The organism is Shewanella psychrophila (assembly GCF_002005305.1).
Lineage (GTDB): Bacteria > Pseudomonadota > Gammaproteobacteria > Enterobacterales > Shewanellaceae > Shewanella > Shewanella psychrophila.
The window spans coordinates 6,011,146-6,023,226 of the sequence record NZ_CP014782.1 but is presented as its reverse complement, the minus strand read 5'-3'; the positions used below and the strand labels follow the sequence as shown (position 1 = coordinate 6,023,226).

Annotated in this window: 10 protein-coding genes; all 10 read left to right on the top strand. The window is 45.1% G+C overall.

Annotation, left to right across the window (positions count from 1 at the left end; all coding sequences use genetic code 11):
• Nucleotides 1-161: 161 nt before the first annotated feature.
• The 10 genes from sps_RS26375 (at nt 162) to sps_RS26330 (ending at nt 12,024) form a co-directional block, all read left to right on the top strand.
• Nucleotides 162-1,409 carry a malic enzyme-like NAD(P)-binding protein gene (locus tag sps_RS26375; protein ID WP_077755217.1) on the top strand — a complete coding sequence of 416 codons (1,248 nt, stop codon included), beginning with the start codon at nt 162-164 and terminating at the stop codon, nt 1,407-1,409.
• Between the two features lie 295 nt (nt 1,410-1,704).
• Entirely contained in the window at nt 1,705-3,615 is a 1,911-nt protein-coding gene (gene csrD, locus sps_RS26370) for an RNase E specificity factor CsrD (RefSeq protein ID WP_077755216.1), read from the top strand.
• A gap of 333 nt (nt 3,616-3,948) precedes the next feature.
• Nucleotides 3,949-4,899 (top strand): MSHA biogenesis protein MshI, encoded by a 951-nt coding sequence (locus tag sps_RS26365; RefSeq protein WP_077755215.1) that lies wholly within the window; start codon nt 3,949-3,951, stop codon nt 4,897-4,899.
• Nucleotides 4,896-5,501, top strand: coding sequence for a PilN domain-containing protein (locus sps_RS26360; RefSeq protein ID WP_077755214.1), 606 nt, complete (start codon nt 4,896-4,898; stop codon nt 5,499-5,501). The genes sps_RS26365 and sps_RS26360 overlap by 4 nt, the downstream gene beginning before the upstream one ends.
• Complete coding sequence (locus tag sps_RS26355) at nt 5,498-6,154, top strand: MSHA biogenesis protein MshJ (RefSeq protein ID WP_077755213.1); 657 nt, start codon at nt 5,498-5,500, stop codon at nt 6,152-6,154. Before sps_RS26360 ends, sps_RS26355 begins: the two co-directional genes overlap by 4 nt.
• Entirely contained in the window at nt 6,135-6,464 is a 330-nt protein-coding gene (locus sps_RS26350; RefSeq protein ID WP_237157958.1) for an MSHA biogenesis protein MshK, read from the top strand. Before sps_RS26355 ends, sps_RS26350 begins: the two co-directional genes overlap by 20 nt.
• A gap of 6 nt (nt 6,465-6,470) precedes the next feature.
• Nucleotides 6,471-8,165, top strand: coding sequence for a pilus (MSHA type) biogenesis protein MshL (gene mshL, locus sps_RS26345; RefSeq protein ID WP_077755212.1), 1,695 nt, complete (start codon nt 6,471-6,473; stop codon nt 8,163-8,165).
• Nucleotides 8,166-8,168: 3 nt separating this feature from the next.
• Nucleotides 8,169-9,077 carry an ExeA family protein gene (locus tag sps_RS26340; protein ID WP_077755211.1) on the top strand — a complete coding sequence of 303 codons (909 nt, stop codon included), beginning with the start codon at nt 8,169-8,171 and terminating at the stop codon, nt 9,075-9,077.
• The gene (locus sps_RS26335; protein ID WP_077755210.1) at nt 9,074-10,282 is read left to right on the top strand and encodes a tetratricopeptide repeat protein; all 1,209 of its coding nucleotides are present in this window, start codon (nt 9,074-9,076) and stop codon (nt 10,280-10,282) included. The genes sps_RS26340 and sps_RS26335 overlap by 4 nt, the downstream gene beginning before the upstream one ends.
• Nucleotides 10,279-12,024 (top strand): GspE/PulE family protein, encoded by a 1,746-nt coding sequence (locus sps_RS26330; protein WP_077755209.1) that lies wholly within the window; start codon nt 10,279-10,281, stop codon nt 12,022-12,024. The genes sps_RS26335 and sps_RS26330 overlap by 4 nt, the downstream gene beginning before the upstream one ends.
• Nucleotides 12,025-12,081: the final 57 nt, after the last annotated feature.

Here is a 12,081-nt window from a genome sequence, read left to right as displayed (position 1 = left end):
CACTTGAATTTTACTAATATCTTGTTTAAAAAGTGTGACATTTCAAGTATCGTACCCACTTTAGCACTCTCGGGTGAGCACCAAATAAAGTGGACCTGATTTTTTTGCTAAAACAGACCTCATAGAATAAGTTAACCCGACGCATTTTCAGGATTAAAAAAATGTCAGATCTTCGCCAACAAGCCCTCGATTACCATGAGTTTCCCGTACCAGGCAAAACTGCGGTTAGCCTAACAAAACCAGCCGAAACAAGTTTAGATCTGTCCCTGGCTTATAGCCCAGGTGTTGCGGAGCCAGTGCGTGAAATCGCTGCGAATCCAGATGATGCTTATCGCTATACAGCAAAAGGTAATACAGTCGCCGTTATTTCAAATGGTACGGCTATCTTAGGTTTAGGTAACTTAGGCCCATTGGCCTCTAAGCCTGTGATGGAAGGTAAGGCGCTGCTGTTCAAGCATTTTGCGAATATCGATGCGACAGACATTGAAGTTAAGCATCGTACCACAGAAGAATTTATCAATACGGTTGAAGCGATTGCCGATACATTTGGTGGGATCAACCTGGAAGATATCAAGGCACCAGAGTGTTTCGAGATCGAGAAGGCACTTATTGAGCGTTGCAGTGTCCCCGTTTTTCACGACGATCAGCACGGTACGGCAATTGTGACCACAGCAGGTATGATCAACGCCTTAGAGATCCAGGGCAAGTCTATCGAAGATGCTGTCATTGTCTGTATGGGAGCCGGTGCGGCTGCTATTGCGTGTATGACCATGATGGTTAAGTGTGGCGTGCAGCGTGAAAATGTTTACATGCTCGACAGAAAAGGCGTTATTCACACTCGCCGTGAAGATATCAATGAGTATAAGGCATTATTTGCTAACAATACTGACAAGCGTACTCTGCAAGACGTGATCAAAGGCGCCGATGCCTTCCTAGGTTTATCTGGTCCCGATGTTCTGGCTGCCGAAGATGTAGCTATGATGGCTGAAAAACCAGTGATCTTCGCTTGCTCAAACCCAGACCCTGAAATAAGACCTGAAACGGCTCACGATGTTCGTAAAGATTTGATCATGGGCACGGGACGCAGTGATTATCCAAACCAAGTGAACAATGTACTCTGTTTCCCATTCATCTTCCGCGGTGCATTGGATGTACGTGCTTCGAAGATCAATGATGAAATGAAGATTGCAGCGGTACACGCTATAGCTGCACTAGCTAAAGAAGAGGTTCCTGCATCTGTATTGGCAGCATATCCGGATGTGACTTCATTGAGTTTTGGCCCTGATTATGTGATCCCTAAACCCATGGACCCACGACTGCTTTCGAATGTAGCTAAAGCCGTGGCCCTAGCGGCAATTGATTCGGGTGTCGCTGTGATTACCGAGTTACCGGAAAACTATATGAGTTAAGCTTGTTTCGGTAAAGTTAAAGGGCCACTGGGCCCTTTTTTGTTTTGTGGATTTAGGTAATTCAGTTTGTAGCAAAGTGTATCTTCTTGCTTGAAATTCATTCAAAGATTGTAGAGTGAGAGATTTATTTGTATTGTTGAATTTTAGATAGGAATCATTGCTGTTTTTTCTTGTCTTTCTCGATTTATGCGCTGGTATTACACGACTTTCTAAACGATGAATCGAAATCCGTCATCACAGACTTAGGTTTGCTTTCGATTTTAATAAGAATAATAAATTCTGCAGGAAGCGGATAATGAAATTGACACGACTTCTCACTAATAAATTGACCAGCTTTTGGCTACTTTCTCTGGCGGCCGTTGCATTTATATTTTTGCTTGTTGCCCTAGTTAGCTTCACGCAATTGACCTATAAATTTCAACAGCAGAAGGTGACTGAGCTCGAGTCCATGCTTATTCATCATTATGAGCATGAGAGCAACAAATCACTGTCTACTTGGCTTCCCTCCATCTTAACTGCATATAACACGGTAAGTTTGACCTTGAGCGCTGAAGGTAAAACACTCTACCAGTACGGAGCTGGTAAATCCGGGGCTGGCATGATCACCTATGAGAGGTTGCTGATTAAGCCTGATAAACTTACCTTTGTGATCACCTTACCTCAGCCATTTAAGATGTATTCACTTTCTTGGTATGAATTCTCTATCTTAGTGATTGGCTTACTCTCTATCTCTGTGTTTGTTTTCTTAGGCCATAGATGGTTATCGATGCAGCTACAGGGAATCGAAGATCTGGCGGTGCGCAGTAAACTTATTTTAGAGAATGAATATGATAAAGCTTTAGCCGAGAGAGGGGACGGCAGGCCGAGAATGATAAATCGTGCCCTGACACATCTACTGCTAGAACTCGATGATGCGGAGAAGCAGAGAGCCAGATTCGATCAATTTATCCGCTCCAATACGTTTTTGGATCCAGAAACTGGGATAGGGAACCGCTTATTTCTTAAGAATCGTCTCGACGCATTGAGTAATGATAAAGGTATGATGGCTCCTGGCGTGCTGTTTTTACTTGAGATGGAAGATATGGATCTACTGCAGCAAGAGTTTGGGGATGACTCCATAGATGAGATGCTGCATCAGACGATTAGCGATATTAATCAGATTTTGGACAGTCAGGCTAACAGTATTTTTTCTCGTCGTTCTTTCAATCAGTTCGCCATTGTTGTTCCTCAAATCTCCTTAAAAGATGTTGAAAAGCTAGCCGCAAAATTGCTCAAAGTCTGCTTAAGTCAAAACGTCCCAGAGACAGAAAATAGTGAAGATTTTTTTCATATCGGTGCGGCTTATTTCAAAGTAGGTGACAGCAAGGAGCAGTTGCTCGACGAGTCAGAGAGAGCCCTTAGGGCAGCTCAATTTCAGGGAACCAGTGGCTGGTTTATGTATGACAAGGGTGCCGTGGACGAAGAGTTGGCAAAGGGGTCGGTTAGATGGCGCAGTTTTCTCGAGTATGCCCTGGTCAATCGACGTTTAGTCGTCTTCTCCCAGCCAGTGGTCGACAGTGATATGGAAACTCATCACTTGGAGATTTCTAGTCGAATACGTGACAACAAAAACAACCTGATTAGAGCTACACTCTATATCCCTATGGCGATAAAATGTGGTTTGACACCTCAATTCGAGCGTCAGGTCATCGAGACTGTACTGTTCGACCTCCTATCAGACCCTAAGGATAAAACCACCAAGTTCAGCATCAACCTGAGTTTAGATACCTTGATGAGTCGGGCATTTATCCGTTGGCTGAAAACGACCCTGTTAGAGTATCGACACCTCACTCCTAGACTGATCTTCGAAATCAATGAGGACATAGTTGTGCATCATAAAGAGCAGTTAAAACCCAGACTGGATATGATTAAGAAAATGGGCGCTAGTCTATGTGTTGACCGTGTGGGGCAGCAGGTAGTCAGTACTGAATATATCAAAGAGTGTCATTTCGATCTGATAAAACTTCATCGTTCAATTGTGACTCAAATACACCTTCGTCAAGAAAATCAGCTGTTTGTACGTAGTCTTATCGGTGTTCTATATAGAACGGATGTTCAGGTTTTTGCCGAGGGGATAGAATCTTTCGAGGAGTGGCAGACCCTGAAGATTTTAGGTGTCAGTGCGGGTCAGGGAAACTTGTTTAGCGAGCCGGTTGAGGAAATATAGGGAGGCATACAAAATGTGGCTTAGGCCAAGAATCAAACTTTGCCTAGATTAACCCAATTAACAAATGTTTCACCATTCGGTCTGGTATGTGTAAAATTTCAGCTTAGATGATACAAATCATTCGACGATCGTTTTCATTCTGTGTTTTTTCTATAAAATTAGCAGATTAGCCGCTACAATAAGTGTAAGTATTTTGACGCTTGCTTGGTTTGTTGATTATTGATGGGGCCATCTTGTCATTTCGCGAACATAGCTCAAGTTTTATGGATTCCACTGCCTTAAATCTAAGGTATGAGTTGGCACATGATAAATGAGATTATGGACATGCTTTAAATGGAAAAGAGTCTTTTAAGTAAATTGCCCTTCTGGCAAAACAAGCATTCGAAACTCGAGCTTGGCATCTACGTTTGTCCGGATAAGCTTGTTGTGTACCAAGCTAAGCTCCCTGATGCCACATCGTCTATCGAAACTAAATCTCATGTCGACGAGAGTGTTGAAACCGAAAACATCACCCACGAGTTTGCGTTTAATGGTTCAAATTGGTCAGGTGTATTCGCTTCGATAGCTAAACAATTCAAACCTGCAAAGCTGCATATCACCCTGAGTTCTTCATTTTATCAATTGTTAATTGTCGACAAACCTAATGTGGAAGCCGATGAGATGGCTCAGGCATTACTCTGGTCAGTCAAAGATATGGTGACCCAAGGGGTAAGTGATATCCATATCGATTACTTTGATTCACCTCTAGCAAATAGTGCTAAATTGAGTGTTGTTGTTGCCGACAAGGCGAAGTTATCCGCTATGGTCTTGGCGGCTCAAGAGCATCATATGCAAGTTTTGGGGATCAGCATCGAAGAGATGGCTGTGACCAGCCTCTTTGAAAAAGATAATCAAGCTAGATTGGTCTTGTGTCATGCCCCTGAGCAGGAATTACTGCTTACCGTAGTAAAGCAAGGCCAACTTTATATGCAGCGACGCGTGCGGGGCTTTAACAAGCTAGATACCGTTAGCGCCGATGAACTAGCCATGGGAATGGCCGATAGCTTGAGTCTAGAACTACAGCGCTCAATGGATTATTTCGAGAGCCAACTACGTCAAGCGCCTGTGGTTTCGATTGAATTATTGATTAATGGTCAAGTCGATAAACTCGCGGAGTTAGTCAGTGCAAACTTCGATCAGAAGGTCAATGCGATTGCTGTTGATACTGTTGAGGCTAAGATAGCCCTGCTGACCTGTGGTGAATTTCACCGTATCGATTCAACAGAATCAGGAGTGCAGAGATGACTTTGAAAACGAGAGTCAATCTGTATTCACTTGCCTTGTTGCCTCCGGTGCAAAGGCTCAGCTTTAAGCGTCTTACTCAGGCATTATTTTTTATGTTTGTCTTGTTTACGATGGCTAGTATCACGAGCTACGTTTTAGTTTCTGGACTTGAGGCCGATAAGGCCAAGTTGGTTAAGAAAAAATCTAGCTTAGACAAGCAGAAAAAATCTCTCGAAGTGGCGATTGCAAAACGTGCCCCCGATGCCAAACTCGTGGATCAAGTAGAGCTTCTCACTCAACAAGTTGAGCTTAAACAGATGCTCATAGGTGAGCTGAGTCAGCGAGAAGCGCTCACGAGCCATGGATACTCTATGTTATTTAAAGATCTCGCACGTGTTGCCAATAGCGATATCTGGCTCAACCGAATCAGAGTTGAAAATAATGAATTCATCTTCGAGGGTTTTAGCTCTGCGCCCAATAGTGTTCCTCTGTGGGTTGAACGCCTCAAGTCGACAGAAACCCTAAAAGGTCACGCATTTGCGGCGATGGCAATGAGTCGGGGTGAGGATAAGCCCTTAGCATTTACCTTGACCAGCAAGGCGGAAACCGAGGAGGGCAAGTGAAGCAAAAATGGAATGAATGGGCCGCTCGATTCGATGCACTGACCCAAAGAGAAAGAGTCATGGTGGCGAGCGCGACCGTGATTGTGATAGGTATGCTGTGCTACCTCCCGCTGGAGTCATTATTGTTAGAGCATCAGTCTCTCGCTAGGCAGAATAAAGCTATCGCTAGCGAGAATAATATTTCATTACAGCAGATTGAACTGTATCAGCAGCGATTAGCGCAAAATCCTAATGATGAATATAACAACCGTTTGAATGTATTGAAGCGGCAAGATGCTGACTTAGATGATCAGCTATCTTTCCAGATGGTGGATATGGTTCCCGCTAATCATATGCCTGCTCTATTGAGTGAATTGCTGGGGAAAGTTACCGGTATCACACTACATGAATTCAAATCAATCGCACCAACTCCCTTACTCGCTGTCGGTGATGACAAGAAGATGAATCTATACAGTCATGGGATCCGTTTGAATCTGGAAGGAGATTACTTTTCGGTACTAAAGTTTATCGAAGCCGTAGAGGGGATGCCCAGCAAGCTGTATTGGAAAGAAATAGATTATAAGGTCGATGAGTATCCCGTAGCGAATGTCGTGCTGGAACTCTACACCTTAAGCATAAATAAGGACTTTATCAGTGTCGCCACTCAAGGTTAGCTCGCTCGTTGCATTGCTGATGCTGCTTGTTACTAGCGCTCAGGCTGAGACATTAAGGGATCCGACAAGGCCTGGTTATGGCGCTCAGGTCATGGCGTCTGCAGCGTCGAGTCAAAGCAGTGACTTGGTACTCAATAGCGTGATTAAATCGGGATCGGCATCCCGCGCTGTGATTAATAATAAAATCTTCGAAGTTGGGGACCGGGTGCAAGGTGTACGCATCACTGCTATCGAGATTAATTCAGTTTCGTTATCAGATGGGCGTAAGTTAACCATGTACCAAGCGATAACAGAGTCAAAGGGAAATTAAATAAAAATGAATGCGCTAAAAATTATAACGCCTCTGTTAACTCTCTTGTTGGTTGCGTGTCAAACCACTGACAGACCAGATCCTGTGGCGGCTAAAGAGGCTTTGGCTGAGTCGGTACAAACGGCATCTAACAAGCTGGCCACGCCTCCTCCGGCGAAAATGCCTGAGTCTATTCAGAAGGAACTGGCTTCTGCCGAGTTACTTGCCGGGTTAACACCGAACCGGAGTGCCGAGCGTCGTTTCGATGTATCAGCTCATGACGTTGAAGCTAAGATATTTTTCCCAAGTCTGGTACAAGGCACGCCCTTGAGTGTTGCCGTACATCCTGATGTGAGCGGCAATATATCTTTGTCGTTAAAAGGGGTCACATTGAGTGAAGCGCTTCAAGTTGTTGAAGACATCTATGGATATGAAGTGAGCCGCATGGGAAGAGTTTTACGTATCTATCCTGCTGGTATGCGCACAGAGACATTTCCATTGAATTACCTTTACATGGAGCGCCATGGTTTGTCTCTGACCTCGGTGAATTCGGGTCGTATTTCAGACAATAACAACAATTCGAGTTCGGGGAGTAACAATAGCAATAACAGCAGCAGTAACAGTAACAATAACTCGTCTAATGACTCTGGTTCGAATAGTAGCAATGACACAACTAACGGCACCTTCATTCGTTCGACAACTAAGAGTGATTTCTGGGGAGAGCTGAAAGAGACGCTAGTTTCTATTGTTGGCAATACAGGCGGTGGACGTCAGGTCGTTGTAACTCCCCAAGCAGGATTAGTGACTGTTCGTGCATATCCAAATGAGTTGAGGCAGGTAAGAACCTTCTTACAGACTGCTGAGACTCACCTACAGCGACAGGTGATCATAGAAGCTAAAATCTTGGAAGTCACCTTGTCTGATGGCTATCAGCAAGGGATCCATTGGGAAAATGTTTTAGGCCATGTTGGTGATACTGATATTAAATTCGATACATCCTCTGGTGGAAGTGGTTTATCGGATCAGATCACCGGCGTGATAGGTGGGGTGACTTCACTCAAGTTTTCGGGGACCGATTTCAGTGCCATGATCAGCTTGCTCGATACTCAAGGTGATGTAGATGTGCTATCGAGTCCACGTGTCACTGCATCTAATAACCAAAAGGCCGTTATTAAGGTAGGTACCGATGAGTACTTCGTGACAGATGTATCGTCGACAACTGTTGCTGGTACTACGCCTGTGACGACGCCTGAAGTTGAATTGACTCCTTTTTTCTCCGGTATCGCCTTAGATGTAACACCTCAAATTGATGGTGAGGGTAACGTATTACTGCATATTCACCCATCGGTTATTGATATCAATGAGCAGACTAAAACCATTAAAATCTCTAATAGTACCTTGGAGTTACCTTTAGCACAGAGTGATATTCGTGAATCGGATACGGTTATCAGGGCAAGAAGTGGTGATGTGGTGGTGATTGGTGGTCTTATGAAGAGTGAGAACATCGAATTGGTCTCTAAGGTTCCAGTGCTTGGCGATATCCCTCTGATTGGCGAGCTCTTTACTAACCGGGCTAGGTCACTGAAGAAAACGGAATTAGTTATTTTACTGAAACCTACCGTAGTGGGTGCAGATACCTGGAAGGAGGAGTTAGAGCGCTCTAAAGCCTTGTTAGACCGTTGGTATCCTGAAGAGCAAGATAAAACAGAACAAGGGCAGTAAATTTTGTACCTGCAACATTTTGGGTTAGCGGAAACGCCTTTCTCACTTACCCCAAATACCGAGTTTTTCTTTGGACTCGCGCCTCATGTCGAGGCGTTGCAGGTATTACAGACTGCATTGCAGACGGGCGAAGGCTTTATCAAGGTGACTGGTGAGGTCGGTACGGGTAAAACCCTCATTTGTCGTAAGCTCATTAACGAATTACCGCAGCGCTTTCATTGTGCTTACCTTCCAAATCCCTATCTATCTCCGGCGGAATTACGTTGGGCCGTTGCATTGGAACTTGGGCTTAAATATTCCGCCGATATCGATCAGATGCAGCTGACGGGGCTTATACAGCAGCAACTGCTTGCACTTTGTGCCCATGGCCATTCAATCGTATTGGTTCTGGACGAGGCCCAAGCTCTTCCCGATGAGAGCCTGGAAGCTTTACGTCTGTTCACAAACTTAGAGACCGAGAGTCGCAAGTTACTACAAGTGGTGCTGTTTGCTCAACCTGAGCTAGATGAAAGGTTAAACCAGCATAGTTTCAGGCAGTTAAGACAGAGGATTACCTTCAGTTACTGCCTGCGCCCCTTGACGTTGGATGAGGCCGATGCCTATGTTCAGCACAGGCTATCCATAGCGGGTAGTGTGGGTCAGTCGCTTTTTGGCCATAGAGATACACGAGTGTTGGCCCGTGCATCGAAAGGGATCCCTAGATTGATCAATATTTTAGCTCACAAGTCTTTGTTATTGAGTTTTGGTGAGGGAGCTGAGCGAGTTGAATACCGCCATGTGAAAGGTGCCATCATTGATACCCAAGATACTAAACTTAGTTATAGGACGAGATGGTTTTGGTTTATGGGCTTAAGCCTAATATCTGTGACTAGCGGGCTAGGAATACACCTATTTTATGGAGCCAGTGTATGAGTGTTATCAACTCAATGCTTAAGGATCTGGATAAACGTCAACAATCCCATGACCTGGAAAATCTAAATGTTGCCCCGATACAATATCAAGGTAAGTCTGTATCCAAGCTACCTTGGATATTACTCGCTATTGTCTCGGTTTTATTGTTATTCGGAATAGTGTATAGCTGGCAAGCTTTATCTAATGTTCAGCAGATGTCATCAAGTTCTCCATTGGCTTCGTTATCTAATCTCCCTGCGCTTGAGGTTGTTTTAGCTACAGAAGTTCAGAGTAGCGAGGTTGATACCCAAGTTGAGCAATCTAAAGCCAGTTTGGTAGATATTCCTAAGGCTTCAATGGAAGATGAGGTTGTCGAGAGGATCGCCTCCGATGAAGTTGAAGCAGATTTAGTTAACACGGTTACATCCAGTGATAGTTCGGTGCCTTCGATGAAGGGAGCGGAAGCGCCTAAGGCTATAAGTTTACAAAAGACCGAGAGTGATATCGCCCCAGTAATATCCCCGACAGCAGCGCATGTAGCGACTTCAGTAGTTAAGTCAGATACAGCAGTCGAATCAATACCTGTTGTAGTAACATCTGCTGGATCTAGGCCCAGCTCAATGGCTGTTACTGAGGTACAAATTTCCAATGAGCAGCTTGCTCAGAGAAGGTATCGACTGGCCACAGAAGCTGAAAATCAGGGCTTACTCAGTGATGCGATAGTCTACTACAGCGAAGCATTGGCGCTAACTCCCGTGATGCACAAGGCGAGGCGACAGCTCGCAGCCCTGTACTATGGTCAGGGTCGTCTCGACTCAGCCAGTGATATCCTGATAAAAGGTACAGTACTTTTCCCCGAAGAATACGATTACGCCTTCTTGCTTGCCAGAGTACAACAAGCCTCTGGCGATATTAAGCTGGCCATGTCTAGTCTAGAGCTTATCTCGGATGAGAGCCTGCTGGCTAAGCAAAAATGGACCATGCAATCTAGCTTGGCGCAGAAGAGTGATAACTATCCATTGGCCGAAGAAAGCTACCGAAAATTATTACGTCTGGAGGCCGGTCAGGCTAGGTGGTGGATGGGGCTAGGCTATGCCCTGGATTCACAGCAAGAATATGACCCAGCCAAACAGGCCTACAGGCATGCCTTGTCAGCAGACGGTTTATCCAAGCAGGCGAGAGAATATATTGAAAATAGATTAGTCCAGTTAGGAGAGAGCGAGTGAAACCGAAGTTAAAGATGCGTCTGGGTGATCTCCTGGTTCAGGAACAGATCATTGGTGAAGATAAGCTACTGGAAGCATTAGCCGAACAGAGAAATAGTGGCAAGAAATTAGGCCGCACACTGATCGATCTTAAGAGTATCTCCGAAGAGCAATTACTACGCTTCCTTTCCCAACAGCTGAATATTCCTTTTATCGATATTAGTAAGCGGCCTATACCAACAGAAGTGGTGAACTTGCTGCCTGAAGTTCAAGCGAGACGCTATCGCGCTCTGGTTGTCGAAGATAATGGTGATAGTGTCTTGGTTGCCATGAGCGATCCGGCCGACTTACAGGCCATGGATAACCTTGAAGTGCAGTTGCTGCCTAAGTTATTGAAGATTGCCGTGGTGACCGAGAGTCAACTGCTCGACGCCTTCGATAATCTCTATAGACGTACCGATGAGATTGCACAGATCGCGGGTAAGCTCGAGGAGGAATATGCCGCCGATGACCAGTTCGATCTTGCCAGCCTAACTGATGGTGACAGTGATAATGAAACTACAGTCGTAAAGCTGCTGCAGTCTATCTTCGAAGATGCGGTGCAGATGCGAGCCTCGGATATCCACATTGAGCCAGGCGAGAAAGTGTTACGCATCAGACAGCGTATCGATGGTCAGTTACATGAGAATATCTTGCCAGAAGCCAGTATTGCGGCGGCCCTGGTATTGAGGCTAAAGCTGATGGCAGGCCTGGATATCTCTGAGAAGCGCCTGCCCCAGGATGGCCGTTTTCATATGGAGATTAAAGGGCATCAGATCGATGTTCGTATGTCGACTATGCCTATCTACCACGGTGAATCTGTGGTGATGCGTCTGCTTGATCAATCCGCAGGCTTACTGACTCTGAATGAAACGGGTATGCCACCGGAGATATTAGCCAGAATTCGAAAGCAAATTAAGCGCCCTCACGGTATGTTATTGGTGACCGGGCCAACGGGTAGCGGTAAGACTACAACTTTGTACGGAATACTGAGTGAGCTCAACACTGCAGACAGAAAAATCATCACGGTAGAAGATCCGGTAGAATATCAACTGCCTCGTATTAACCAAGTTCAGGTCAATCATAAAATTGGCTTAGATTTTTCCCATGTACTGCGAACTACATTACGTCAAGATCCCGATATTATCATGGTGGGTGAGATGCGAGATCAGGAGACGGTTGAGATTGGTCTTCGAGGCGCCTTAACCGGACACTTCGTGCTGTCGACCTTACACACCAATGATGCGGTAACCAGTGCGCTGCGTCTGCTTGATATGGGGGCGGCAAGTTATCTGGTTGCGAGCGCGTTAAGGGTCATAATTGCTCAGAGGTTAGTGCGACGAGTATGCCAAAATTGCTCGGGTGATTATGAGTTAACGGTGCAAGACAGTGCTTGGTTAAACTCGGTCAGTCACCTGGATTTCTCACAGGCAAAATTCAAAATTGGTTCAGGTTGCCAGAGCTGTAATGGCAGTGGCTACCGTGGACGTATCGGTGTGTTCGAAATCCTTGAATTAGATGAGCCTATGATAGAGGCCATGAGGACAGGTAATCCACAAGATTTTGCCCATGCGGCCAAAGATAGCCCTAATTTCACTCCTTTAGCTGAATCTGCACTTAAATATCTGGCTGAGGGTATGACTACCATAGAAGAGGTGGCTAAGCTGGTTGAAGATGTGACCGAGTCTCAAATTCCATTGTCTGCAGATATGGTCACTCAATAAAGTGGCAGTCTTATCGGTAATGTAAGTCATGAGCTGAAACACAATGGTGGCACATAT

What these genes read in the sequence shown, in the direction of transcription:
- sps_RS26375 (WP_077755217.1), top strand. Translation starts at nt 162, where the DNA reads ATGTCAGATCTTCGCCAACAAGCCCTCGATTACCATGAGTTTCCCGTA.
- csrD (WP_077755216.1), top strand. Translation starts at nt 1,705, where the DNA reads ATGAAATTGACACGACTTCTCACTAATAAATTGACCAGCTTTTGGCTA.
- sps_RS26365 (WP_077755215.1), top strand. Translation starts at nt 3,949, where the DNA reads ATGGAAAAGAGTCTTTTAAGTAAATTGCCCTTCTGGCAAAACAAGCAT.
- sps_RS26360 (WP_077755214.1), top strand. Translation starts at nt 4,896, where the DNA reads ATGACTTTGAAAACGAGAGTCAATCTGTATTCACTTGCCTTGTTGCCT.
- mshL (WP_077755212.1), top strand. Translation starts at nt 6,471, where the DNA reads ATGAATGCGCTAAAAATTATAACGCCTCTGTTAACTCTCTTGTTGGTT.
- sps_RS26335 (WP_077755210.1), top strand. Translation starts at nt 9,074, where the DNA reads ATGAGTGTTATCAACTCAATGCTTAAGGATCTGGATAAACGTCAACAA.